This window comes from Halpernia sp., from assembly GCF_048269545.1.
In the GTDB taxonomy this organism is placed as follows: domain Bacteria; phylum Bacteroidota; class Bacteroidia; order Flavobacteriales; family Weeksellaceae; genus Halpernia.
Genome location: NZ_JBLXIJ010000001.1, coordinates 306,030 through 330,518 on the forward strand (window position 1 = coordinate 306,030; position 24,489 = coordinate 330,518).

23 protein-coding genes and 1 pseudogene are annotated in these 24,489 nt (G+C 29.9%); 13 read left to right on the forward strand and 11 right to left on the reverse strand.

The annotated features are described in order from the left end of the window. The first annotated feature begins 15 nt into the window (after nucleotides 1–15). Nucleotides 16–840: a class I SAM-dependent methyltransferase gene (locus tag ACN0WB_RS01345; RefSeq protein ID WP_417428074.1), complete on the forward strand. Its 825-nt coding sequence runs from the start codon at nucleotides 16–18 to the stop codon at nucleotides 838–840. A gap of 160 nt (nucleotides 841–1,000) precedes the next feature. Here the strand turns inward: ACN0WB_RS01345 and ACN0WB_RS01350 are convergent, their stop codons facing one another. Next, entirely contained in the window at nucleotides 1,001–2,191 is a 1,191-nt protein-coding gene (locus tag ACN0WB_RS01350; protein ID WP_417428076.1) for a phosphoglycerate kinase, read from the reverse strand. Nucleotides 2,192–2,801: 610 nt separating this feature from the next. On the opposite strand from ACN0WB_RS01350, the gene rpiB reads away from it, so the two are divergent. The 8 genes from rpiB to tsaB are packed head-to-tail and all read left to right on the forward strand — an operon-like array spanning nucleotide 2,802 to nucleotide 9,339. After that, nucleotides 2,802–3,230: a ribose 5-phosphate isomerase B gene (gene rpiB, locus ACN0WB_RS01355; RefSeq protein WP_417428078.1), complete on the forward strand. Its 429-nt coding sequence runs from the start codon at nucleotides 2,802–2,804 to the stop codon at nucleotides 3,228–3,230. A 44-nt stretch (nucleotides 3,231–3,274) separates the two neighbouring features. Then, nucleotides 3,275–5,428: a ribonuclease R gene (gene rnr / locus ACN0WB_RS01360; RefSeq protein WP_417428080.1), complete on the forward strand. Its 2,154-nt coding sequence runs from the start codon at nucleotides 3,275–3,277 to the stop codon at nucleotides 5,426–5,428. Nucleotides 5,429–5,463: 35 nt separating this feature from the next. After that, complete coding sequence (locus ACN0WB_RS01365; RefSeq protein WP_417428081.1) at nucleotides 5,464–6,144, forward strand: LysE family translocator; 681 nt, start codon at nucleotides 5,464–5,466, stop codon at nucleotides 6,142–6,144. After that, the gene (locus ACN0WB_RS01370) at nucleotides 6,144–7,079 is read left to right on the forward strand and encodes a S66 peptidase family protein (protein ID WP_417428083.1); all 936 of its coding nucleotides are present in this window, start codon (nucleotides 6,144–6,146) and stop codon (nucleotides 7,077–7,079) included. The genes ACN0WB_RS01365 and ACN0WB_RS01370 overlap by 1 nt, the downstream gene beginning before the upstream one ends. 1 nt (nucleotide 7,080) lies before the next feature. Beyond that, nucleotides 7,081–7,431 (forward strand): MauE/DoxX family redox-associated membrane protein, encoded by a 351-nt coding sequence (locus ACN0WB_RS01375; protein ID WP_417428085.1) that lies wholly within the window; start codon nucleotides 7,081–7,083, stop codon nucleotides 7,429–7,431. After that, on the forward strand, nucleotides 7,431–7,802 hold the full coding sequence (locus tag ACN0WB_RS01380) for a YraN family protein (RefSeq protein ID WP_417428087.1): 372 nt from the start codon (nucleotides 7,431–7,433) through the stop codon (nucleotides 7,800–7,802). The genes ACN0WB_RS01375 and ACN0WB_RS01380 overlap by 1 nt, the downstream gene beginning before the upstream one ends. 44 nt (nucleotides 7,803–7,846) lie before the next feature. Continuing rightward, nucleotides 7,847–8,599: an SDR family NAD(P)-dependent oxidoreductase gene (locus ACN0WB_RS01385; RefSeq protein WP_417428089.1), complete on the forward strand. Its 753-nt coding sequence runs from the start codon at nucleotides 7,847–7,849 to the stop codon at nucleotides 8,597–8,599. Between the two features lie 59 nt (nucleotides 8,600–8,658). Further along, a complete protein-coding gene (gene tsaB, locus ACN0WB_RS01390; protein WP_417428091.1) occupies nucleotides 8,659–9,339 on the forward strand; it encodes a tRNA (adenosine(37)-N6)-threonylcarbamoyltransferase complex dimerization subunit type 1 TsaB in 681 nt (226 codons plus the stop codon). A gap of 4 nt (nucleotides 9,340–9,343) precedes the next feature. On the opposite strand, the gene ACN0WB_RS01395 is transcribed toward tsaB, so the two are convergent. From ACN0WB_RS01395 to ACN0WB_RS01410, 4 genes and pseudogenes are all read right to left on the reverse strand, one after another. Beyond that, nucleotides 9,344–11,746 (reverse strand): tetratricopeptide repeat protein, encoded by a 2,403-nt coding sequence (locus ACN0WB_RS01395; protein WP_417428093.1) that lies wholly within the window; start codon nucleotides 11,744–11,746, stop codon nucleotides 9,344–9,346. Between the two features lie 230 nt (nucleotides 11,747–11,976). Then, nucleotides 11,977–12,467, reverse strand: a pseudogene (locus tag ACN0WB_RS01400) (Maf family protein); the annotation flags it as partial. A 90-nt stretch (nucleotides 12,468–12,557) separates the two neighbouring features. Continuing rightward, nucleotides 12,558–13,076, reverse strand: a complete 519-nt coding sequence (locus tag ACN0WB_RS01405) for a KdsC family phosphatase (RefSeq protein ID WP_417428095.1) — start codon at nucleotides 13,074–13,076, stop codon at nucleotides 12,558–12,560. Then, nucleotides 13,066–13,833 carry a Rossmann-like and DUF2520 domain-containing protein gene (locus ACN0WB_RS01410; RefSeq protein WP_417428097.1) on the reverse strand — a complete coding sequence of 256 codons (768 nt, stop codon included), beginning with the start codon at nucleotides 13,831–13,833 and terminating at the stop codon, nucleotides 13,066–13,068. Before ACN0WB_RS01410 ends, ACN0WB_RS01405 begins: the two co-directional genes overlap by 11 nt. A 162-nt stretch (nucleotides 13,834–13,995) precedes the next feature. Between ACN0WB_RS01410 and ACN0WB_RS01415 the strand changes: the two genes are divergently transcribed. The 4 genes from ACN0WB_RS01415 to ACN0WB_RS01430 all read left to right on the forward strand — a co-directional run bounded on the left by ACN0WB_RS01415 (nucleotide 13,996) and on the right by ACN0WB_RS01430 (nucleotide 16,708). Beyond that, complete coding sequence (locus ACN0WB_RS01415; protein ID WP_417428099.1) at nucleotides 13,996–14,550, forward strand: RNA polymerase sigma factor; 555 nt, start codon at nucleotides 13,996–13,998, stop codon at nucleotides 14,548–14,550. A 2-nt stretch (nucleotides 14,551–14,552) separates the two neighbouring features. Then, nucleotides 14,553–15,092 carry a hypothetical protein gene (locus ACN0WB_RS01420; protein ID WP_417428101.1) on the forward strand — a complete coding sequence of 180 codons (540 nt, stop codon included), beginning with the start codon at nucleotides 14,553–14,555 and terminating at the stop codon, nucleotides 15,090–15,092. A gap of 17 nt (nucleotides 15,093–15,109) precedes the next feature. Next, nucleotides 15,110–15,586 carry a hypothetical protein gene (locus ACN0WB_RS01425; RefSeq protein ID WP_417428103.1) on the forward strand — a complete coding sequence of 159 codons (477 nt, stop codon included), beginning with the start codon at nucleotides 15,110–15,112 and terminating at the stop codon, nucleotides 15,584–15,586. A 426-nt stretch (nucleotides 15,587–16,012) separates the two neighbouring features. Continuing rightward, nucleotides 16,013–16,708 carry a C40 family peptidase gene (locus ACN0WB_RS01430; protein WP_417428105.1) on the forward strand — a complete coding sequence of 232 codons (696 nt, stop codon included), beginning with the start codon at nucleotides 16,013–16,015 and terminating at the stop codon, nucleotides 16,706–16,708. Nucleotides 16,709–16,914: 206 nt separating this feature from the next. Here ACN0WB_RS01430 and ACN0WB_RS01435 read toward each other — a convergent pair whose 3' ends face one another. From ACN0WB_RS01435 to ACN0WB_RS01460, 6 genes are all read right to left on the reverse strand, one after another. Further along, nucleotides 16,915–18,651, reverse strand: coding sequence for an APC family permease (locus tag ACN0WB_RS01435; protein ID WP_417428106.1), 1,737 nt, complete (start codon nucleotides 18,649–18,651; stop codon nucleotides 16,915–16,917). 91 nt (nucleotides 18,652–18,742) lie between these two features. Next, nucleotides 18,743–19,969, reverse strand: coding sequence for a rod shape-determining protein RodA (rodA, locus tag ACN0WB_RS01440; RefSeq protein WP_417428108.1), 1,227 nt, complete (start codon nucleotides 19,967–19,969; stop codon nucleotides 18,743–18,745). Further along, nucleotides 19,966–21,948, reverse strand: a complete 1,983-nt coding sequence (locus ACN0WB_RS01445) for a penicillin-binding transpeptidase domain-containing protein (protein ID WP_417428110.1) — start codon at nucleotides 21,946–21,948, stop codon at nucleotides 19,966–19,968. The genes rodA and ACN0WB_RS01445 overlap by 4 nt, the downstream gene beginning before the upstream one ends. Next, nucleotides 21,945–22,451 carry a rod shape-determining protein MreD gene (locus ACN0WB_RS01450; RefSeq protein ID WP_417428113.1) on the reverse strand — a complete coding sequence of 169 codons (507 nt, stop codon included), beginning with the start codon at nucleotides 22,449–22,451 and terminating at the stop codon, nucleotides 21,945–21,947. Before ACN0WB_RS01450 ends, ACN0WB_RS01445 begins: the two co-directional genes overlap by 4 nt. Then, the gene (gene mreC, locus ACN0WB_RS01455; RefSeq protein WP_417428115.1) at nucleotides 22,441–23,295 is read right to left on the reverse strand and encodes a rod shape-determining protein MreC; all 855 of its coding nucleotides are present in this window, start codon (nucleotides 23,293–23,295) and stop codon (nucleotides 22,441–22,443) included. Before mreC ends, ACN0WB_RS01450 begins: the two co-directional genes overlap by 11 nt. Nucleotides 23,296–23,319: 24 nt before the next feature. Next, nucleotides 23,320–24,345: a rod shape-determining protein gene (locus ACN0WB_RS01460; protein ID WP_417428117.1), complete on the reverse strand. Its 1,026-nt coding sequence runs from the start codon at nucleotides 24,343–24,345 to the stop codon at nucleotides 23,320–23,322. Between the last annotated feature and the right edge of the window lie 144 nt (nucleotides 24,346–24,489).

The following is a 24,489-nucleotide window of genomic DNA, read 5'->3' on the forward strand; positions in this document are numbered from 1 at the left end:
AAGATCCAAAAATAAATGAAAATTATAGATCATTTCCTCACGCAAGAAGAATTTGAAATAACAGAAACAGAAATTTCAGGAGTTTTTAAAACTACTCCAATTCCTTCTGATTTGGCTCCATATTACGATAGTGAAAATTATATTTCTCATCATCAAGATTCTGGAAGTTTGAAAGAAAAATTTTACAAATATTTACAAAGATTTAATTTAAACTATAAACGGAATATCGTTTTAAAATTTATACAAACGGGACCAAAAATTTTAGATTATGGTTGTGGAGCAGGAGAATTTTTGAAATTTGTTGAAAATGATTTTCAAACTTTTGGTTTTGAACCAAATGAAACAGCAAGAAAATCTGCTCTAAAAAAATTAAACAAAACTAAACTTATTTCAGATTTTGATGATATAAAAAATGGAAGTATAGACGCTATAACTTTATGGCATGTTTTTGAACATATAGAAAATCAAGATGAAATTTTAAATTTGTTTCTTCAAAAATTAAAAAAAGGTGGTATTTTATTTATCGCTGTTCCAAATCCGGATTCTTTTGACGCAAAACATTATGGGAAATTTTGGGCAGCTTATGATGTACCGCGTCATATTTTTCATTTTACCAAAACAGGAATGGAAAATTTAATAAAAAGTAAAAGCGAAAATTGGCAACTCAAAAAAATCCGCCCTCTTCTACTTGATTCATTTTATATTTCAATGTTGAGTGAAAAATATAAAAAAACACCTCTATTTTGGTTAAAAGGATCTCTTTTCGGAGCAATTTCTAATTTTAAAGCCTCAAAAAACTACGAATTTTCTAGTTTGATATATATTATCGAAAAAAAGTAGATAATTAAAATTTGATGTATTTCTGAAAGCAAAATTCGGCTTTAATATTTTAAAAATAAAAATCTACTTCAAATTTGTAAGTAGATTTTTTAATTTAAATAATTTAAAAGATTGAAATTAATCTTTTTTAAATTATTTTTGAAATTGTGAATAATATTTTTTATTTGGTTATCGCTGCAACTCCTGGAAGTTCTAATCCTTCTAAACTTTCAAGCATTGCTCCACCTCCGGTGGAAACATAACTAACCTTATCTTCATAACCAAATTGTTTCACAAAAGCAATACTATCGCCGCCGCCAACTAAAGAAAATGCTCCTAATTTCGTCGCTTTTGCAATACTTTCTCCTAATGCAACCGTTCCTTTAGAAAAATTTTCCATTTCAAAAACACCAATTGGTCCATTCCATAAAATTGTTTTAGAATTTATTATAGCATCATTAAATAATAATTGTGTTTTACTTCCTGCATCTAAACCCATCCATTCTTCTGGAATTTTATAAATATTGACTTCTCTTTGTTCAGCTTCATTATTAAATTCTTTTGCAATAAAGGTATCTACAGGTAAGTAAACTTTAACATTATTTGCTTTTGCTTTTTCTAAAATTTCTAAAGCCAATTGCATTTTATCGTTTTCAATTAATGATTTTCCAATTTTACCGCCTTGTGCTTTTATAAAAGTAAAAGCCATTCCTCCACCAATAATTAAATTATCAATAGCCGGTAAAATATTTTCTATAATTGTAATTTTTGTTGAAACTTTTGAACCTCCTAGAATAGCTGTAATTGGTTTCTCACCAGAATTTAAGACTTTATCAATTGCTTTTAATTCTTTTTCCATCAATAAACCGAAAAATTTAGTTGAAGGAAAAAATTGTGCTATTACTGCAGTTGAAGCGTGTTCTCTGTGCGCTGTTCCAAACGCATCATTCACATAAACATCTCCATATTTTGATAATTTTTCTGCAAAATCTTTATCTCCCTTTTCTTCTTCCTTATAAAAACGGAGATTCTCCAAAAGTAAAATTTCTCCAGGTTTTAATTGATTTACCATTTGCTGGGTTTTTTCTCCTAAAGCATCTTCTGCAAATTTTACTTTTTTTCCCAAAACTTTTTCAATTTCTGGAAGAATATTTCTTAAAGAATATTTCTCATTTTTCTCTCCTTTTGGTCTTCCGAGATGTGTCATTAAAATAACAGAACCACCTTCATTTAAAATTAAATCTAAAGTAGGTTTTACTGCAACTATTCTTGTATTATCAGTAACATTTAAATTTTCATCTTGTGGAACGTTAAAATCAACACGAACTAGAACTTTTTTATTTTCAAAATTGAAATCGGAAATGCTTTTCATAATTTTTTAGAGTTTTGACTTGAGCAAATTTAGGATTTCTAAATGGGTTTAAAAAAATTAAAATTGAAAAGTTTCCCAACTCACAAAAGTCATTCATTCATCATTATATTTCATTAATTATTAAAAAAGAATATGAGTATTGTTGTTGGTGTTGTTAGAATTGTGGAAAAATATTTTATTTTATTTATCTTCATTTATATACTAATTTTTAAATATTTTATCAACAACTTAATTAGTTGAATATTAATTATTTAATAGTTTTATAGACATTTGTGGATAAAATATTGTCAAATATTTTGTTAATGAATTAGTTATGGAAAAAAATCATAAAAACGATTAAAACTTTAAAAAACTAATTTCAAAAAATTCCAATTTTAATTTCCAATAGAAATAAATTTTTAATTAGAAAAGAGAAAAAAATAAAAACTTATCAACAGTTATTTTGATATTTATTAACATATTTTTAGATTTCTTTAATATTCAGTATTAATAAAATAATCAAACGTTTTAAAGTTAAGTAATTACGAAGATTTTAAACTTCTAAAACTTCTATTTCTCCTCAAAAAATATGCAATTAAACAATTATACCTTAAATTTGTAAAAAAGGAAAATGAAAAAAATTGCAATCGCTGCAGATCATGCCGGTTTTGAATACAAAGAACTCATTAAGGAGCATTTAAAAGAACGTTTTAAAGTAGAGGATTTCGGAACTTTTTCTAAAGATTCCGTTGATTATCCTGATTTTGTACATCCTGCAGCAATTTCTATAGAAAAAGAAGAAAATGTATTTGGTATTTTAATTTGTGGAAGCGGAGAAGGCGTTTCTATTACCGCGAACAAGCACCAAAATATAAGATGTGCTCTTTGTTGGGAAACTGAAGTTGCAAAACTAGCGAGACAACATAATAATGCAAATATGATTGCAATTCCTGCAAGATTTGTCTCAGAAAAATTAACTTTAGAAATGATAGATGCTTTTTTAGAAACAGAGTTTGAAGGCGGAAGACATCAAAATAGAGTGGATAAAATTTCTTGTTAGAAATTAGGATTTAAAATTTTTCTTTCTTGAATTAATAAAAATATATGAGTAAAAAGAAATATCATAGCGAAAAAAACACCAATAAACTTCAAGAAATAGGAAGATTAATTGTAAGATTTATGAATGGAAATTCCACTAAAATCTATAATTATAAACAGATTTCTGACGGAATAGATTATAAAAACCCGCGACAAAGAGAACAAGTTATTCAAGCTTTGCACAAACTTTTAGCAAGTGAAAAAATAAAAGAAGTAGAAAAAGGAAAGTATATCATTAATCTTAAAATTAAAGGAACTTTAACTGGGAAAATTGATTTTAACCAAAGTGGAAACGCTTATGTAAAAGTTGAAGAATTAGAAGATGATGTTTTTATACATCAGAAAAATGTGAAAGATGCTTTGCAAGGCGATAAAGTTTTAATAATCACTTATAATTTTAAAGGAAAAAAATTAGAAGGTTCTGTGGTAGAAGTTATCGAGAGAAATAGAACCGAATTTGTTGGAACTTTCCAATTGATAGAACATAAAGATTTTGGCTTTGTTATTTGTGATAAAAAAGTGCTAAACACCGATATTTTTATTTCTAAAAATCATTTTAATGGTGCAAAAGATGGCGAAAAAGTCGTTGTGAAAATGCTTAATTGGGAACCAGGAAACAAAAACCCATCGGGGGAAATAATTCAAGTTTTAGGAACTCCAGGAAATCATGAAACAGAAATCCATTCAATTCTTGCAGAATATGGATTGCCTTATGAATTTCCTGAAGAAGTTGAAAGAGAAGCACAGAATATAGACAAATCAATTGGCGGAAAAGAATTAGAAAAGCGTCGCGATATGCGTAATATTTGCACTTTCACCATAGATCCGAAAGATGCAAAAGATTTTGATGATGCACTTTCCATACAAAAATTAGAAAATGGAAACTGGGAAATCGGTGTTCATATTGCAGATGTTTCCCATTATGTGCAACCAGGAACAATTTTGGATGATGAAGCTTACAAAAGAGCAACTTCAGTTTATTTGGTAGATCGCGTTGTACCAATGCTTCCCGAAGTTTTAAGTAATGAAGTTTGTTCACTTCGTCCGAATGAAGAAAAATATACTTTTTCTGCTGTTTTTGAATTAAATGATAAAGCAGAAGTAATAAAAGAATGGTTTGGAAGAACAATCACTTATTCTGATCGCCGTTTTTCTTACGAAGATGCACAAGAAAGAATTGAGAAAAAAGAGGGAGACTTAACAGAAGAAATTTTGACTTTAGACCGTCTCGCAAAAATTTTAAGAAAAGAAAGAATTGAAAATGGTGCGATTACTTTTGATAGAAGTGAAGTCCGTTTTAATCTTGATGAAAACCACAATCCAATAGGTGTATATTTTAAAATTAGCAAAGATTCTAATCATTTAATTGAAGAATTTATGCTTTTAGCGAATAAAAAAGTTTCAGAATTTGTTTCTTTAAAAAAGAATGGAACTCCCACGCAAAATACTTTTATTTATAGAGTTCATGAAGATCCAGATCCAGTAAAACTAGAAGCTTTGCGAGAATTTGTGGGGACTTTTGGTTATAAAATGGATTTGGCAAATACTAAAAAAGTTGCGGAATCTTTAAATAAATTACTGAAAGATGTGCAAGGAAAAGGCGAAGAAAACATGATTGAAACTTTGGCGATGCGAAGTATGAGTAAAGCGATTTATTCCACTGATCCAATTGGTCATTACGGATTGGGTTTTGATTATTATTCGCATTTTACTTCACCAATTAGAAGATATCCAGATTTAATTGCGCACCGCTTATTACAACATTATCTTGATGGCGGAAGATCTCCTTACAAACCAGAATATGAGGAAAAGTGCAAACATTGTAGCGCACAAGAACGCTTAGCTGCAGATGCAGAAAGAGATTCTATAAAATTTATGCAAGTGAAATTTATGCAATCACACCTCAATGAAGAATTTACAGGCGTAATTTCCGGCGTTGCAGAATTCGGTTTTTGGGTTCAAATTCCACAAAATGGAGCAGAAGGATTAATAAAATTACGAGATTTGATGGATGATTCTTATCAATATGACCAAAAAACACACGCTGTTTATGGAAAACGAACGGGAAATAAATATCAGTTGGGAGATGAATTGAAGATTAAAGTGGTAAAAGCTAATCTTATTGCCAAACAACTTGATTTTAAAATTGTAGAAAATTAGTTTTCTCACAAGAAATCAATTAAAAATTTCAACGCATGTTAGAATTAATTTTTTCAGCGATCGGTTTAGGCTTTATGCTAAGTTTGGTTTTCATAGGTCCTATATTTTTTTTATTAATAGAAACCAGCTTTTCACGAGGAGCAAAACATGCATTATCACTGGATTTCGGCGTAGTCACAGCAGATATTTTATGTATTGTTGCAGCTTATTTTGCAAGTGATGACTTGGTTACTTTAATAGATCAACATCCAGGATTTTATAGGATTACAGCTTTGATAATTTTCGTTTATGCACTCTTTATGATGAATTCTAAAACCAAAATGCATCTTTCAGGTGAAGAGAAACTCATAGGACAGAATTATTATAAAGCGTTTATTAATGGTTTTTTATTAAATATTTTAAATATTGGTGTCGTTTTATTTTGGTTGGTAACGGTCATTTCCGTGCGGAATTCTTACCCTAAAAGCAATGACTTTGTACTTTACATCGGACTTGTAATTGCAACATATCTTTTAATCGATTTACTTAAAATATTTTTAGCCAAACAATTTCATACAAAATTAACCCAGAAATTAGCCAATTCAATTCGTAAAGGAGTAGGTATTGTTTTAATAATATTCAGTTTATTAATTTTCCTACAAAGTTTTAAAAAATTCAATCAGTTCAATAAAAGATTGGAAGAAGCAGAAAAAACTGAACAAACGCAATCTCGATAATGAAAAACATTATATTTCCTAATTCTCTAAAAAAGGGCGATAAAATAGCAATCATTTCTCCAGCTGGAGCAGTGCAAAAAAAACAATTAGAATCTAGCTTAACATTAATTGAATTACACAATTATATTCCTGTTTTGGGAAAGTATATTTTTAATAATTTTGATCATGGCTACAATTATGCAGGAACGGAAAAAGAAAGACTTTCAGATTTAAATTGGGCATTAAATGCGCCAGAAGTTTCTGCAGTTTGGGCAACTCGTGGCGGTTATGGTTGTCAACATTTGTTAGGAAAAATTAAATTAAATCAATTTAAAAAGAATCCCAAATGGTATATTGGATATTCTGATAATACTGTAATTCACAGCTATTTACTTAAAAATGGTTTCGCAACAATTAATGGACAAACTTTAAAAACATCTTCATTTGGCGTTTCTGCAGAAAGTTATGACGATATTTTTAAAATTTTAAAAGGAAAATTTCCTACTTATAATATCACAAAAAATAAATTCAATAAAACAGGAAATTGCGAAGGCGAATTAGTTGGTGGAAATTTGGCTTTAATCTATGCACTTTTAGGAACAAAATTTTCATTCAATTTTAAAGATAAAATTTTATTTATTGAAGAAATTGGGGAGAATTTTTACGCTTTAGATAGAATGATGATGAGTCTAGATTTGGCGGGCGTTTTCAAAAAAATTAAAGGTTTAATTGTTGGAGGAATGATAAATATGGGAAAAGAAGAAAACAACAATAATTACGAAGAAAGTTTCGATGAGATGGCTTATCAAATTATTTCTGAAAGAATTTCTAAATATAAATTTCCTGCTCTTTTTGGTTTTCCAAATGGCCATATTTTTGAAAATAAACCAATAATAATAGGTTCAAATATTAGTTTAAAAGTAGGGAATGTTAATGAAGTTAAATATCTAAAATAGTATGTATTATTCAAAATTTGTACTCGCTTTTTTATTAATATTTGTGGGAATTACACATTTTCTGAAACCGTATTATTTTGTAAAAATTATGCCGTCATATATTCCGTTTCATCTGAAATTGGTTTATATATGCGGAATTGTAGAAATTTTATGCGGTGTTCTTTTGCTCTTTCCACAAACGCAGACTTTCGGCGCTTATCTTTCAATCGCTTTATTCATTGCGGTTTTTCCTGCAAATATTGAAATGGCAAAAGATTTTTATTTAATTCATCACAAATATTTTTGGGTCACAGTTTTACGGCTTCCATTGCAAATTTTACTTATTTGGTGGGCGTATCAATTTACTAAATAATGGCAGAACATAATGATTTTGGAAAATTAGCCGAAGAAATGGCGGTCAAGTTTTTAGAAGATTTAAACTATAAAATTTTGGCAAAAAATTACCGTTTTATGAAAGCGGAAATAGACATTGTTGCAGAATTTGAAAAGGAAATAATAATTGTAGAAGTAAAAGCGCGTGGAACAGATGCTTTTATAGAACCACAAGAAGCCATCAATAAAAAGAAAATGCGACTTCTCATTTCTGCTGCAAATGATTTTTCTGAAAATTATAAAAAAGATTTAAACACCAGATTTGATATTATTACAATTCTCCCAGATTCAAAAAACAAACTTCAAATTACACATATTATCAATGCTTTTTTGAGTATTGATGGAAATTAAATTAATTATTTAAAATTACAATCAATTATTTTTAAAATTAAAAAGTGAAAACAGTATTAATTACCGGTGCAACTTCCGGAATCGGAAAAGCAACAGCAATATTATTAGCAACGCAGAATTATAGACTGATTTTGTGCGGAAGAAGAACTGAGGTTTTAGAAGAATTAAAAAAGGAACTTTCAGCTTTTACAAAAGTTTTTAGTTTAAACTTTGATGTTCGTTCAAATGACGAAGTTAAAAAAGCTTTTGAATCGCTTCCAGAAGAATGGAAAGAAATAGAAGTTTTAATTAATAACGCCGGAAATGCACATGGTTTAGAACCAATTTCTGAGGGAAATGTAGAAAATTGGGACGCCATGTTTGACGGAAATGTTAAAGGACTTTTGTACGTTTCTAAAGAAGTTATTCCACAAATGAAAAATAGAAATTCTGGACATATTGTAAATATTTCTTCCGTTGCAGGACGACAAACAAACGCAAATGGGGTAGTTTATAGCGCAACTAAAAAAGCAGTTGATGTTATTTCTGAAGGAATGCGTTTAGAACTTACTGAGTTTGGGATAAAAGTCTCGAATGTTCAACCAGGCGCAGTTGAGACAGATTTTTCAAATGTAAGATTTAAAGGAGACAAAGTACGCGCTGCAAAAGTATATGAAGGTTATGACGCTTTAAAAGCAGAAGATATTGCAAATTTAATTGCTTATATAATTAATGCTCCGAAACATGTTTCCATTGCAGAAGTTGCTATTTTTCCTACCGCACAAGCTGAACCAAGAACAATTTACCGCAAGTCTTGATTTTAATTTAATTTAAAAAAACTTCATATCAATTTCCAAATCTAATTTTTATCAAAAAAATGAAAATCCTCCACCTTGAATCTTCCTCCAAAAATTGTTCTGTCGCCATTTCAGACGGAACAGAATTATTATGTTTGTGCGAAGAAGTTTCAGAAAATTATAAACAATCTGAATCTTTGCATCAATTCGTTGAATGGGCTTTAGAAGGAGCAGAAATTAAATTACAAGATTTAGATGCAGTTTGTCTCGGAAAAGGACCAGGTTCTTACACAGGATTAAGAATTGGCGCTGCTTCTGCAAAAGGATTTTGTTTTGGTTTAAATATTCCTCTTATTTCTGTAGACTCAATGGATTCTATGATAGAACCTTTTGTTAATCAAGATTTTGATTTTATTATTCCATTAATTGATGCAAGAAGAATGGAAGTTTATACTTCAGTTTATAACAAGAATGGAGAAGTAATTTCACCAACTGAAGCTTTGGTTTTAGATGAAAATTCATTTGAAAAATACGCAAAAAATAAAGTTTTATTTATTGGAGATGGAGCAAAAAAAGCTAAAGAAATTTTAAAAATTCAATCGGCAGAATTTAATGAAAATGTATATCCTTCTGCGCAATATTTAATTAAAAAAGCAGCAGAGAAATTCATTAAAAATGAGTTTGAAGACATCGCTTATTTTGAGCCTTTTTATTTAAAAGATTTTCAAGGAATAAAAGCAAAGAAGAGAAAGATTAATTAAAATTTTAATTTCCATTATCCTTTATTTCATTCGGCGGTCTTCTCTTTCTTAATGGAGGAGGTCCAATTTTCTGATTTCCGTTCGGATTTATGCCAATTGGATCATCACTTTTCATGGAGTTTATATTAGTTGGAGCGGTTGGTTTTATGGTTTGTGGAACACTATTATCTTTTATTTTTTTACCATTTTCATCAGTCATTTCAACAGAAATGTCGCTCTTTAAATATTTCAACATTTCTCGTGCTTTTTCGCCTTCTGGAGTTTTTGCATAATTTAAAGCGATTTGCTCTAATTGCAAAATCATAATTTCTTTACCGGAAGTTTTCCCTGCATTAAAGGCATTCAACAAAGTAAATTTCGGAACTAAACCATCTTTTGGATATTTTACCAAAGCAGAATCAATTAAAGCTTTAGATTCATTAAATTTCTCTTGTTCATATAAATCGAAAGCTTTTGCGTAAGTTTTTTCAACTTCTGGAGAAGATTGAGAAAAGTTATTATTCTTTGGATTTTTCACATATTCTGCGTAAGAGCTGTACGGAAAATCACTTAAAATTAATTGTTTTGCGCGTTCTGCAGCAGTAGGATTTTTCTCAAAATTCATTGCAAAAATTTGATACAATGCTTGTAATTTTACGTCATCTTCTGGTTTTGCATCTACCAAATCATATAAGGTTTTAGTGGCTAATTTTGTGTTACCAAAATAATTTTCAAACATTCTACCCAATCCTAAACTTGCGGTATCACGTGCTTTTTTTAAAGCAAAAATTTCTGCACCGTCTGTTGGTATTTTTTCAATATAAAAACTGGTTTCTAATCTTCGTGGATCTTTAGTTGAAGTTATTCCTAAAGCTTTATTTTTTAAATCTTCAAGAGTATTGGTATGCGCAGAAGTTCTCCAATTATCAATTAAAGAACGATCGCCCCAAATTCTTTTAAAATCAGATTCTCCTTTTGAAACGGCGTTTTGATTGGCAAAATAAAAACCTTTTGCAGCAGAAGTGGCTCCAAAATCCTGAAAAGCATTTCCGCCCGTATTATTAAAAATAGAATTGGCGTTATAATCTCCTGTATCAAAACCTTTGCTGTGTTCATCTCGTTTTTGTTGGGCTAATTCTGCAGCTTCTTTGGCTTTTATTTTTTCTATATATTTATTAAAATAGGTTTCTTTTTCCGCTTCAGACATTTTTGCTAAATTTAAAATACTATCATTTTTTTTAATTAAATAATAATTGGCGGTTAACTTTTTAATGTTTTCAGATTGCTCTTTTAATAAAATTTTTGTGGGTTGATAATTCATTACAGCCAAAGCAGAATCGTAATAAGCACCTGCAGAAAGATAGTCGTCATTATCAAAATAAGCTTTGCCAATTTCATAAAAATCCAAACCTCTGATTTGTGGATCAGACATTTTTTCTTTTAAAGATTTTGCAAAAAATTCTTTGGCCTCCTCTTTTTTACCGGCTTTGTTTGCCATTAAACCAAAAGCATAATAAAATTCATTTTTCCGACTTGCGTAAGTTCCTTTTTTGCTAATATTTTCGAGATATTTTTTTGCGCCTTCATAATCATCATCTTTTCCGTTAAAGGTTTTGGCAATTTCTACTTGGGATTTTACTTCAAATTCAAAATCATTTGCATTTTTATAAGCGGTAACAAAACTTTCTCTTGCTTCTTCATTCTTACCTAAACTGGCTAAAATTTGTCCACGCAAAAAAGAAATTCTACTGCGTAATTTTCTGTTTTTATTTAGATTATAAGCGTTTTCTAATTCATCTACAGCCAATTGTTTTTTGCCATATTTTAAGAGCGTTTCAGAATAATAAAGACTGGCTAATTTTTTATATTTTTTCTTTAATTTTTCATTTTTTAAGGCAAGAAAAAGCTCGTTCGATTTGAAATAATTTCCCATTTTAGCGTAAGCCAAAGCTTCATATATTTTTGCTAAAGGCATTCTTTTATCTTTCTTCATATGAACAAAAATATAGTTTAAAGCATCTATGCTTTCTAATGGTTTTCCTTGGTAAATGCGAGCTTGTGCTAAAAGTAAATGCGCATCAAACATTTTTTTATTTTTTTCTATACCATTTTTAATGACAGAATATTTATCAATTGCTTTCAACGCTTTTGCTTCAGAAATTTCTAAAATAGTTGCACTTTTTCCAGAATTATTATTCAGATTTGAAGAAGGGATTCCAGTTGGATTATTAGAAAAAATCGTGCTATTTTCTGGTGAATTTTCACCGTTTAAGTCATTAAGCAAAGCGGAATCTTCCTCATAAGTAAGCAAATGAATGTAAGGCGCATAGAAATTATCTTTATGTGTTTTGTCTCTGTTACTAAGTTCTGTATCTAACGCAGTTTTACTATTAAATAAAGTATTATAATAGGTAAAAAAGCCTTTCATAAAGGTAGAATCACTCTTTTTTTTACGTGAGGAGCAAGAGAAAATAATTAGAAAGCAGAAAAGAAAAAATAATAGTTTTTTCATAAATAGATATAACTTCAGAATGTCGCTTTTAGTATAACTTGGTTGTGTTTTTGTAAAAATAGTGAATTTTTTAATTGAAATTAATGAAAATTTTGCAGCATTTCATAAGCCAAATGCGTGGGTAATCCCATAATTGTGTAGAAACTTCCTTCTATTTTTTTAATTTTTGCCATTCCGAGCCAATCTTGCACACCGTAACTTCCTGCTTTATCTAAAACTTGAAAATTATTAATGTAATATTCTATTTCGGAATTATTTAATTCATCAAAATAAACTTTAGAAACGTCTGTTTTTGTGATAGATCTTTCTAAAGTTTTTAAAGTAATCGCCGTAAAAACTTCGTGCATTTCTCCGGAAAGTTTTCTAACATTTTTTTGGCTTCTTCCTTAGATTTTGGTTTTCCAAGAATTTCATTATTTATGACCACAATAGTATCTGCAGTTATTAAAACTTCATCTTTTTCTAATTCCCGAAAACTTTTAGATTTTAATTCTGACAAAAAAGCAGCGACTTCATTTGCGGGTAAATCTTTTGGATAAATTTCTTCGCAATTTAATTTTACCGATTCAAAATCATAGCCTAAATTTTTTAATAATTCTTTTCTTCTCGGAGATTGTGAAGCTAATAATAATTTCATTTGGAGAGGTTTATAATTTTAAAAGTCAAATGCAATGGCTCAATTTTCACGAAAGATTATTTGCTAAATTTGTAAATTGGCGATTTCATTTTAAACAGATTGCGTATTATCTTCTTGCCAAGTTCCTTGCACTTTCATCACTTGTTCTATTACATCTCTAACTGCGCCTTTTCCGCCTTTTATTGGGGAAATGTAATCTGAAATTAATTTTACGTCGGGCATTGCGTTTTTGGGACAAGTAGAAATAGCAGAAAGTTGCATCATTTCTATATCTGGAATATCATCGCCCATTGTTAGAATTTCACTATCTTTTAGATTATATTTTAATTTAAAATTTTGATAATCAATTATTTTATTTGGGGATTTTGGATAATAATCTTTAATTCCTAAATATTCTATTCTGTGTTTTACCATTGGATCATTTCCGCCTGTTATCACACAAATTTCGTAATTCGCTTTTACGGCTTTCACTACAGCTAAACCATCTAAAACATTCATCACGCGTGACATATTTCCATCGGGTAAAAGATAAACACTTCCGTCTGTGAAAACTCCATCAACATCAAATACAAATGCTTTAATGTCTTTTAATTTATTTTTATAACTCACTATTTTGATTTTTATACATGTTTTTAATGGAAGTATTCATCACTTCAAAAATGTCTTTTGCATCTTTATCTTTAATTAATTTTTTATGCGAATTTAAAATTTTTTCATCTTGTCTAATAGCAGGTCCAGTTTGTGCATCTTTCGGTGAAATTTGGTGGATTTTTTCTACGGTTTCATCAATTAATGGCAGAAAATAATCAAATGGAATATTTTGACTGTCCGAAATTTCTTTAGCTTTTGCAAAAAGATGATTGGTAAAATTACATGCGAAAACAGCCGTCAAATGAATGTATTTTCTTTGTTCAAAAGTAGATTTCATTACTTTGGGCGATATTTTTTGAGCTAATTTTTTAAGTAAATCAAAGTCTTGGTCATTTTTTGCTTCTAAGAAAAAAGGAATTTTATCATAATCTAAACTTTTAGTTTTTGAAAAAGTCTGTAAAGGATAAAAACTCGCTTTTCTATAATTTCCAATTAATTTTTCTATTTCTACGGAACCAGAAGTATGCGCAACTAAACAATTTTTTTCTTTAATAATTTTTGAAACTTCTTCGATGGATTCATCTTTGACAGCAATAACGTATAAATCTGCATCTAATAATTTTTCTGTTGAAAATGGAATACCTAAAACTTCGCTAATTTCTTTTAAATCTGTTTCATTTCTCCCAAAAATCTGCGACACTGAAATTTCATTCTGTGTAAATGCTTTTGCTAAATGAAAAGCGACATTTCCGGAACCTATAATTACAATTTTCATTAGACAAATATAAAGAATTAGTACATTTGAAATTAAAGACAAGAACTTTTAAAAAATGTAATTTTCTTGGTCTAAACTTTGTTAGCTTTAGAAGTTGTCTTTATTTTATAATAGAGATTTAACTTTTTAGCTATTCTCATATCAAAAGAATGTACGCGCCAAATGAAGGTAACCGAGCAAGAAATTATCGAATGGATGTCAAAACCTAGAAGCCAAGAAAAAGGACTTCGGGCTTTGATGGACGCTTACCAAAGTAGGCTTTATTGGCATATAAGAAGATTAATTGTAGATCATTCTTTAGCGCAAGATGTTTTGCAAGATACTTTTATAAAAGCTTTTCAAAACTTTCATCAGTTTAAAAAAGAAAGTAAATTGTACACTTGGCTTTATAGAATAGCGACTAATGAAGCTTTGCAACAATTAAACAAAATGAAAAAAATGCAGAAAAGTGATGAAGATGCAGAATATCATTTACAAAACTTAACAGCAGAAAGCGCAGTAGCGACAGGAGAAGAAATACAAATAATTCTGCAAAAAGCAATTCACACTTTGCCTGAAAAACAAAAATTAGTTTTTACCATGCGTTATTATGATGATTTGCCTTATGAAGAAATTTCAAAAATTTTGGATATGTCGGTTGGAACTTGTAAAACAAATTATCATTACGCAAAGCAAAAAATTGAAGATTATATAAAATTGAATTCAGAAGAAATATAGAAATGGAAGATTTTGATATAGAAAAATTAGAAAGAAAAACGCCTTATGAAATCCCAATTAATACTTTTGAGCAAGTACAAAAAAGGGTTTTGGAAGAAACAATTAACAAAAGAAAATCTATAGGATTTTCTAAAAGCTGGGTTTATGCAGCAGCTGCAGTTTTTCTTTTATTAATGGGAATTGGTTTTATTTTAAACACAAACAATAGAGAAATTTCTGCGAAAAAAAATCAGATTGCTGTAAATAATGAGATTATTTCTACAGAAAACACTCCAAATTCTTTTGCAGATACAACACAAAAAAAGAATAGTGAAAATGCAATTAAAACAAATTTAGATTTAACTTCAACGCGAGTTAAGCATCTAAATATAAAAGAGGAAGTACAAAACAATAATTTAGCTTTACAAAAAGTAAATAAGAACATGCAAAATTCACCAATAGAAGATAAGGTTGATAAAGTTTTAGATAATTTTTCTTCTACTGAAATTGCTGCTTTTACGAATAATACAGAACAAGATGTTTATTTAGATTTGTATAATTAAGAGAAATTAAAAAAAATATGAAATTAAAATTAATCACTGCCAGTATTTTATTTCTTTTTGCTTTAAATCCCACTTTTGCACAAAATACCTCGATGCTTAAAATGGGTTTTCAAGAGAGAAAAGCAGAAATAAAAAAGATGTCACCTAAAGAAAAAACTGAGGCTTTAAAACAATTTAAAGAAGATTTAGTGTTAAATGAGTTACAAATACCAGAGAATCAAAAAGATGAGTTTGTAGATTTATATAATGATTACCAAAAAAAACAAAAAAGTATTAGAAATAAATTTAATCCAAATAGAGATTTTGAAAATATGACGGATAATGAAGCAAATGAAGCATTAAATAATAGCTTTGAAGTAGGACAAGAACTTTTAAATTTAAGAAAAGAATATGCAGCAAAGTTTAATCAAGTAATAAAACCACAGAAAGTTTTAAAATTATTTCATACAGAAGGTTTAGTGCGAAGTAAAATGATGAACCACAAACATCCGTAAAACAGAAATAATTTGCAATTGCAGATTATATAACTCCATAATAGTTTATTTTTTTAATGTTGGGCGACCTCTACAATTTGATTGTAGAGGTCGTTCTTTTAAAAAAGAACATAAAATGTTTGAAGGAATTTCTGAAGAAAAATCGTTATACTCTACTTAAATTTTATCTTGAAAAACTTGATTTAAATATTTATAGAAAAAGAAATATTTCTGAAAAATGTTAATTTTTCTTAAAATTAAAAAAAGTGCATCGCGCCAAAATAGGACGATGCAGACTTTTTTTCTTTAACATGAATTAAAATTATGTTAAAGTGTGTTAAAATAAAGGTGAGATAAATCTATTTTATACCTTCCTTTTTTAGTAATTCCTATTTTTGTTTTGCTTTAAAAAGAAAAAATTACCATTAACACCGTTAATTAATATATATGAAGAAAAGATTTTTGTTTTATTTAGTTTCCGCGTGTGCAACTATATCTTTACAGTCATGTGTAACTAATTATGTTGTTTCTGCTCCAACTCTCTATCCGACAGAGTACAAATCAAATGCCAAACTTGCATCAATAGATTCTCAGAAATTAGAGAAAAACAAAAAAGAATTACTTAGTAGTTTTAAAGAAAACCCTGTTGCAATTGTTGCAAATGTTAATTCCGCATTAAAAAATCAAGAAATTGCAAACGCCATAAGACATTCAAAAACAATTGATGGGATTCTAAGTGTAGCAGAATCTTATCTTGGAACACCTTATAAATATGGTGGAATGACTAGAAATGGAATTGATTGTTCAGCTTTTGTACTCTCCGTTTTTGGTGCAGCAGTAGGAATGAATTTACCGCGAGTAGCTGCTTCGCAAGCAACAGAAGGAGAAACAGTTTCCAAAGATAATTTGCAAAAAGGAGATTTGGTTTTCTTTTCTCATGGAAAAAGAGGAAGAATTTCTCATGTAGGAATTGTTGAAGAAGTAACTTCAGATGGTGAAGTGAAATTTATACATGCTGCAACTTCAAAAGGAGTGATGATTTCTTCTTTATTTAGTGATAGTTATTGGGCGCCAAAATTTAGATTTGCAAAGAGAATTATTAGTAATGCTTTTGGAGAAGAAAGCAATGTAGCACAAAACTAAAACATAATATTTATAATTGATATAATTAAAGTTGCCTAAATGGTAACTTTTTTTATGCACTATACGTTTTAGAATTTAAATTTAAAAATGGTTTATATTAAAATAAAGAATATATAATATTATTTAGATGTCTCATTATATCATTTCAAAATATTAAAAACTGCTTTTAAGAAAAAGCAGTTTAAATATTTTAATGAAAAATAGTCTTATAGAATTAATCTGACTCCACCCAATTCTTCTACACGGTAACTAAATCTTTCTCCAGGAGAAGAAATGAACATAAAGTTTTTCGGAATGTTCCATTCTTTGCTCAGTTTTTCTACCATATTTGGATTAAAACAACCTTCCAAAACAATATATTCCATATCCATATCTGGGTAAGCGCGATCTAATGTATCAAAATCAGAAAGAAACTTTTCGCTTGGTTGCATGTGATTTTTTAAAATAGTTACAATTTTCACCTTGTTAGTAATTTCATTTTGACTAATGTATATCATCACTTTATTTAAAGTTGCAATATCATCTCCTTTAGAAAAGAAAACAAATTCTTGGCTTCTTAAGTTGTGCATAGATTTATGTAGACTTTTTCTTGATAAAACAGCCAGTTTTCTAAAGCTTTTGGTAATAGATTGCATTGTTTTTACCATGATCATCATAATATCATTTCGAACTAACATTGCAGAAATAAGAAGCATTGCAGGAATAAAATATTGTAAAAAAGTAACTAAATAAGCAGGATTGGCTTTTACATTTCCATAAAGAGCAACAATAACCCCAAACAAAGCTAGAACCACGAAGAAAGTGGGTGCAGTTTCTGGTCTTGGTAAACGCGCTCTGCGAATTTTTAGAAGTAAATTACCCAAAGCAAAGAAAGCCATTACTGTTAAAAATGAAAGCGTATAAACCGCAGCAAGAGGCAAAATTTTACCATTTGTAACCACTAAAATAGAAACACAAAGTACAAAAAACATAATCAAAATTCTATAAGTACTTCCTCTTTTATTTTCTTTGAGAAAAAATTGCGGTAAAATTCTATCTAACGTCATTCTTTTAATAAGTCCATTTACGCCCACAAAAGAAGTTAAAACTGCTCCGCTTAAAACGGTTACTGCATTAATAGATATGATTAAAGCAAGCCATTTCCCGCCAGTTAAAGTGCCCATAAAACTCAAGAAATAATCAACTTTAGAATCTACAACACTAATTGGCATTATACAAATTGCAAAAAATGCAATTAATGGATTTAAAACTGAGACTGCAATCCACATATTGCGAAGTGTTTTAGGAAAAACACCATTCTTTTGCTCCTCTACAAAATTTGCGGAACTTTCAAAACCTGAAATTCCAAGCATTGCTGCTGCAAAACCGAAAAAAAGCGCAGTTGCAATACTTCCTCCACGAACTGGAAGTGCAAAATTATCATACAGAATTGCAAAACCATTATTTGCAATAAAAATAACACAGAAAATGATTAGCAAAAGCATGACGCTTAAGTGAATTACAAAAATGATAAGCGCTACGATTGAACTTTCTGTGATTCCTAAAATAGTTAGACCAAGAAAAAGTAATAAAAGAAAAAAAGTTGCATAATTGGCATTTAGAATGGGGAAAATTTCGTGAAGATAATGCATTGCAGTACTCGCAGAAATTACAGCAGTTGCCATATATGAAAGGATAGTGAGGCAAGCTGCAAGAGCTGCATTGCTTTTGGTAGAACTATTTAGCAAAACATTATAAGCGCCTCCATTTAAAGGAAGTGCTCCTACAACTTCGCCGTAAATTTTTCTGTATAAAAATAAAATAGCAGCTACAAAAAGCAAAGCTAACCAAGCGTATTGTCCTGCTGCAACTATGGTAAGAGCAGAAACGTAAAGACAAGAAGAGGTAATATCATTTCCACAAATCGCTGTTGCCGCCCATTCTCCTAATTTTTTTTGGTGCATTTTCCTTGTTGTTTAGAACAAATGTAAAAAAACTGAGAGGAAGAATTAAAAAAAAGTGTCTTTAATTTTAATTTTTTAAAATAAATATTTCTTAAACCAAACTATTTCGGTCTGTATAATTTAATTTAAAGAAAATAAAAGTCATGATAGAAAATGCCAAAAGTGAGCTTCCACCATAACTAAAAAAGGGCAACGGAATTCCCACGGTTGGAAATAAACCCATTACCATTCCAAGATTTATGGAAAAGTGCATTAATAAAATAGAAGCAAAACAATAACCGAAAACACGATTAAAAACAGATTTTTGTTTTTCAGATAAGTAATAAATTCTACCGATGAAAAGCCCGTAGGTTAAAATTAAAAGCATACTTCCAAGAAATCCCCATTCTTCACCAACAGTACAAAAAATGTAATCTGTACTTTGTTCCGGAACAAATTTTCCTTGTGTAACAGAACCTTCTCTATAACCTTTTCCAAAAAAACCGCCAGAACCTATTGCAGTTTTGGAATACAATAAATTATATCCTGAAGTGTCCCGAAATGCTTTTTCACCTTTGTATAAAACTTCAATCCGTTCTCTTTGGTGCGTTGGCATTTTTTCTAAAATTTTTGGCGCACCATAGGCAAGAGCACACATTGCTCCGATTACTAAAACTATTGCTAAAATACTTATAATATTCCAATGTATTTTTCTACCATTAACAAATAAAATAAAAGCGCTAATTAATAAAATTGGGATTATTAAATAAAGCGGATTGATTGCTAAAGAAAGTAAAAATATAAGTGCAATTATACCAATTACTCCGAAAAACCAACCGCTTAAACCTTCTCTGTAAAGTGCAATTACAAAAGCCAAGAAAACTAAAAGAGAACCCACATCAGGAATTGCCAAAACTAAAACTGCAGGAATTCCTATAATAATTAAAGCGGTCCATAATGATTTTGATTTTTTAATATTAAAATCTGATCCAGAAACGTAGTTTGCTAACATTAAACTTATAGCTAATTTTACAAATTCTACTGGTTGTAAACTAATTGGCCCAAATTTATACCAGTTTTTTTGACCCAAGACTTCGCTACCAAAAGGAAAAAGACCAACTAACAATAGAACGCCCAAAACGAAGAAAACGGCAGATAAATTTTCAAAGAATTTCGCACGTAGAACGAAAATTACAATTCCTACAAAAATAGAAATACCAAACCACATTAATTGTTTCTGACCACTCGCAGGCTCTACGCTATAGATATTTGCAATGGCGAAAAGACAAAGCAATATATATAAGCCTAAACCTAATTTATCTATACCCGTTGTTTTCACTTTTTCTTGGTTTTAGATTTAGCAGAATCTTCCTTTTTTTGAGCTTCTAATTTTAAATTTTTATTAAATATTAACCGCAAACTGTCTTGTTTCTTTTTTAACTGAATTGAATCTGGTTTTGGTGGAACATATTTTCCTATTTTTTTTAAATATTCTATCCATTGCCGTTTGTATTCACCCATAAAACTCGCTCCAAACATTTTTTTAATCAGATAGTCTCTTTTTACAGTTCCGGTTACATATTTCTCCGCAATTACTGAAGAAGCAGGTCCTGCCCAAGTGGCTCCAAAACCTGCGTGCTCCATTACAGAAGCTACAACAATTTTGGGATTTTCTGCAGGTGCAATTAAAGTAAAAATAGAGTTGTCTTTTCCTTGTGGAACTTGTGCAGTTCCTGTTTTTGCAAGTTGTGTGAAATCTGCGGATTTTAAACTACGTCCCGTTCCCGCAACCATCACCTGCTCCATTCCTTTTAAGACGTAGTCAAAATATTTTTTATCAACTAAAGTTTGATGTTTTACTTTAAAACGAGGATCTGGGTTTGGTTTACCATCAATTAATTTTACAATATGAGGCGTATAATAATAACCTTTATTTGCAATTGCTGCTGTAAAATTAGCAATCTGAATTGGAGTAATTAAAATATCGCCTTGTCCCATTCCATTAAAAACGGCTTGTATGGGTTTCCAGTTTTTGCCGTATCTTTTTTCGTAAAATTTACTGTCTGGAATAAGTCCTGCAGAACCCGTTGCCAAATCATTATTAAGATATTGTCCTAAACCAAAACTATGCATAATTTTCGCCCATTCATCAATACTTTTGCTTGGATTTCCTGGATATTTATTTAAAATTGCTAAATATGCATAAGAGAAATAGCAGTTACTTGAAACTTGTATGGAAGGAATCAATGGAATTGCGCCACCGTGACCTTTAATTCTAACGCCTTTATAATTAAATCCGCCACCGCAAGGAAAAACTGTTTCTGGGGTAATAACACCCATTTGTAATGCCGCAAGAGCCGTTAATAACTTAAAAGTAGAACCGGGTGGATAAGCAGCTTGTATAGATCGATCAAAAGAGGGCATATTAAAACTATCCATTTGTAATTTGTATAGTTCTTTGGTTTTGTTTGGTCCTGTAAAAACATTGGGATCTATATCTGGACCAGTTGCTAAAGTTAAAATTTCGCCCGTTTTTGGATCTATTGCAACTACTGCTCCACGTTTATTTACAAGCATTTCTTCGGCTAATTTCTGCAAATCGTAATCGATGGTTAGTGTTAAATCTTTTCCTGTAACCACATCTATATCTAATTTGCCCGCTTTGTAAGGTCCTATATTTCTAAGACGAATATCTTTTTGAATATAATTAATGCCTTTTTTCCCACGCAATTCTTTTTCGTAAGATTTTTCAATTCCGCTCATTCCTGCAATATCTCCGGGAAGATAATAAGTAGAATCTCGTTTAATGTAATAATCATTAACTTGATTGGTAAAACCTAAAAGATTTCCAGAAGTTGAAATTTCATATTGTCTTTGAGGACGTCGAACAATACTAAAAGCGGGATATCTGAAAATAATTTCTTGAATGCGCGCAATTTCTTCCCGACTAATATTTTTCATAAAAGTAATGGGCGTTAACTTTGAAAAATATTTTTCTTTTTTTAATCCCTTTACAACACGTATAAAAGTAGGCTTTGTAATATTTACCAATTTGCAAAATCCGATAGTGTCAAAATCTGGCTTCATTAAAGCTTCTGTAAAAGAAATTTCATACGAAGGTTGATTTCCTACTAAAATTTTTCCGTTTCGGTCAAAAATTACACCTCTTTGTGGAATTACATATTCTTTTTTAATGGAAGTATTTGCAGCATTTAGTGCATATCTATCCGTAAATAATTGTAAATAGGCAAGTCTTGCGATAAATATTATCGCAATTATTATTATAACAAAAGTAACTTTTAGATATTGAGATTTCACACTTTTTGTTTAATTCTAAATACCAAAGCATAAATAAATATGAATACGAATGAAATGATACTCGTCATTAATACATTTATAAAAACTTCTAGCAATCTGCTTAATTTAAAAAATTCTAAGTATTGTACCAAAAATTGATGGATGAAAATACTTAAAAAAATAAAAAGCGAAAACTGTGTCCAGTTTAAGGTTAAAAAGGAAAAGAAATCGGTTGAAGTTTCAGTAGTTCTTCGAAATATTAAAGTTCTAAAATAAGCGATAGTTACCGTCGCAAAAGCATTGATTCCCCATGTTCCGAGAGAAATATCAATGATTAAACCTAATAAAAAACTTAAACTTAAAAACACGAATCTGTTTCTAAAGAAGGGATAAAATAAAACGAACACGGGATAAAGTACAGGAATATATTTCCCAAACAACGGCATTCTTAGCAATACAAATATTTGAATGGCTGCAAGTGAGATTATTAAAATAATATCGGTAAAAATACTTCTACTGTTCATTTTTCTTCATTACAGCATTTAAGGTATCGCTTATTTTCTGCATCTCCATTTTCTTTAAATTTTTAACGACAAAAATTTTATTCAATTTCCCAATCTTTTCCGAAAGTTCAACAGAAATATCCCAAAAACCAGTTTTGTTATCTACTTCAAATCCCGCAATTTTTCCAACCATAATTCCTTCAGGAAAAATTGAAGATTTACCGTCGGTAACAATTGTATCTCCTACTTGAAGTGGAACATATTTCGGAACATCAGAAAGATGCATCGTTCTAGAATCTTCTCCGAGCCAAGTTAATGTACCAAAATAACCAGAGTTTTTTAAAGAAGCGCTAATTCTAATTTTATGTACACTCAAAACAGATTGCACCAATGCGTAATTATCTGTAGTGTTAATGACAATTCCGGCAAGCCCATTTGGAGCAATTACACCCATTTTAGGAAATACGCCTTGGTTTTTGCCTCTATTAATTGTAAAATAATTATCACGTCTGTTAATACTGTTGTAAACTACATCGCCATCAACGAAAGTATAAATTTGTCCACCTTTGGCTGTATCTATTACTTTTACAAATTTTGGTATTTCATTGTTTTCTTTTCCATAAACCTGCTCCATTAAAATTTTATTTTGTTGAACTAAATTTTCATTTACCTGTTTCAGTTTTAAGTATGAAGCGCCTTCATCTATATAGCCAGAAACCCAAGAATTAAATGCAGCAGATTGAGCGGCAATATAAGATTGCTGCATAGTATTTCTGGTAAACATTAGAACCAGTGCTGTAATTTGTAAGAATATAAAAAAAACGAACAAAGCGTTTTTTGAAAATAATCTCAGCAAAAATGCCATCGTTTTAAGCTAAGGAAATTAATATTATTTAAGAAGGAAATTAAACTTATCAATATTTTTCAATGCAATTCCAGTTCCACGAACTACAGCTCTCAAAGGATCTTCTGCGACAAAAACAGGAAGTCCTGTTTTTTTATGAAGTCTATCTCCTAAACCGCGCAAAAGCGCACCACCGCCTGCAAGATAAATACCAGTTTTGTAAATATCTGCTGCTAATTCTGGTGGAGTTAAAGATAAAGTTTCCATTACTGCATCCTCAATTCTTAGTATTGATTTGTCTAAAGCCTTGGAAATTTCTTTATAATTTACCATAATTTCTTTTGGTTTCCCCGTAATCAAATCTCTACCTTGCACTGGAATATCTTCAATTGGCATATCTAATTCTTCAATTGCAGAACCAACTTCTATCTTCACTCGTTCCGCCGTTCTTTCACCGATATATAAATTGTGATGAGTTCTTAGATAATAAGCAATATCATTTGTAAAAACGTCACCTGCAATTTTTACAGATTTATCACAAACAATACCTCCTAAAGCGATTACTGCAATTTCAGTAGTTCCACCACCTATATCGATAATCATATTACCTTCGGGTTTTTGAACGTCAATTCCAACTCCTATTGCAGCTGCCATTGGTTCATAAATAAGTCTTACTTCTTTTGCGTTTACTTTTTGTGCAGAATCTCTTACCGCTCGTTTCTCAACTTCCGTAATTCCCGAAGGAATACAAATTACAATCCTCAATGCCGGTTGAAATAATCGACCTTTTATACCAGGAATTTTTTTAATAAATTCTTTTATCATATGTTCAGAAGCATGGAAATCAGCAATTACACCATCTTTTAAAGGTCTGATTGTTTTAATGTCTTCATGCGTTTTTCCTTGCATATGTTTCGCCTGTTCACCTACAGCAATGGGTTTTCCAGTAGAGCGTTCTATCGCCACTATTGAAGGTTGATCGATCACAATTTTATTGTTGTGAATAATTAATGTATTTGCGGTCCCTAAATCTATCGCAATTTCTTGCGTAAATAAATCAAATAATCCCATTTCTTCCTGTATATTTAAGTTTACAAAGATATAAATTTAGAACCGTTCTAAAAATTAGAATTCAAATAATTTTGGTTAAAATTTTATTAAATTTCATAGTATCTTTGATGTTTTAACTCATTATTAATCAAATTATTATTTTTA

Excerpts from the sequence above, each read along its gene's own strand:
- ACN0WB_RS01345 (WP_417428074.1), top strand. The coding sequence starts at position 16 with ATGAAAATTATAGATCATTTCCTCACGCAAGAAGAATTTGAAATAACA.
- ACN0WB_RS01350 (WP_417428076.1), bottom strand. The coding sequence starts at position 2,191 with ATGAAAAGCATTTCCGATTTCAATTTTGAAAATAAAAAAGTTCTAGTT.
- rpiB (WP_417428078.1), top strand. The coding sequence starts at position 2,802 with ATGAAAAAAATTGCAATCGCTGCAGATCATGCCGGTTTTGAATACAAA.
- rnr (WP_417428080.1), top strand. The coding sequence starts at position 3,275 with ATGAGTAAAAAGAAATATCATAGCGAAAAAAACACCAATAAACTTCAA.
- ACN0WB_RS01365 (WP_417428081.1), top strand. The coding sequence starts at position 5,464 with ATGTTAGAATTAATTTTTTCAGCGATCGGTTTAGGCTTTATGCTAAGT.
- ACN0WB_RS01370 (WP_417428083.1), top strand. The coding sequence starts at position 6,144 with ATGAAAAACATTATATTTCCTAATTCTCTAAAAAAGGGCGATAAAATA.
- ACN0WB_RS01375 (WP_417428085.1), top strand. The coding sequence starts at position 7,081 with ATGTATTATTCAAAATTTGTACTCGCTTTTTTATTAATATTTGTGGGA.
- ACN0WB_RS01380 (WP_417428087.1), top strand. The coding sequence starts at position 7,431 with ATGGCAGAACATAATGATTTTGGAAAATTAGCCGAAGAAATGGCGGTC.
- tsaB (WP_417428091.1), top strand. The coding sequence starts at position 8,659 with ATGAAAATCCTCCACCTTGAATCTTCCTCCAAAAATTGTTCTGTCGCC.
- ACN0WB_RS01395 (WP_417428093.1), bottom strand. The coding sequence starts at position 11,746 with ATGAAAGGCTTTTTTACCTATTATAATACTTTATTTAATAGTAAAACT.
- ACN0WB_RS01410 (WP_417428097.1), bottom strand. The coding sequence starts at position 13,833 with ATGAAAATTGTAATTATAGGTTCCGGAAATGTCGCTTTTCATTTAGCA.
- ACN0WB_RS01415 (WP_417428099.1), top strand. The coding sequence starts at position 13,996 with ATGAAGGTAACCGAGCAAGAAATTATCGAATGGATGTCAAAACCTAGA.
- ACN0WB_RS01420 (WP_417428101.1), top strand. The coding sequence starts at position 14,553 with ATGGAAGATTTTGATATAGAAAAATTAGAAAGAAAAACGCCTTATGAA.
- ACN0WB_RS01425 (WP_417428103.1), top strand. The coding sequence starts at position 15,110 with ATGAAATTAAAATTAATCACTGCCAGTATTTTATTTCTTTTTGCTTTA.
- ACN0WB_RS01430 (WP_417428105.1), top strand. The coding sequence starts at position 16,013 with ATGAAGAAAAGATTTTTGTTTTATTTAGTTTCCGCGTGTGCAACTATA.
- ACN0WB_RS01435 (WP_417428106.1), bottom strand. The coding sequence starts at position 18,651 with ATGCACCAAAAAAAATTAGGAGAATGGGCGGCAACAGCGATTTGTGGA.
- ACN0WB_RS01450 (WP_417428113.1), bottom strand. The coding sequence starts at position 22,451 with ATGAACAGTAGAAGTATTTTTACCGATATTATTTTAATAATCTCACTT.
- mreC (WP_417428115.1), bottom strand. The coding sequence starts at position 23,295 with ATGGCATTTTTGCTGAGATTATTTTCAAAAAACGCTTTGTTCGTTTTT.
- ACN0WB_RS01460 (WP_417428117.1), bottom strand. The coding sequence starts at position 24,345 with ATGGGATTATTTGATTTATTTACGCAAGAAATTGCGATAGATTTAGGG.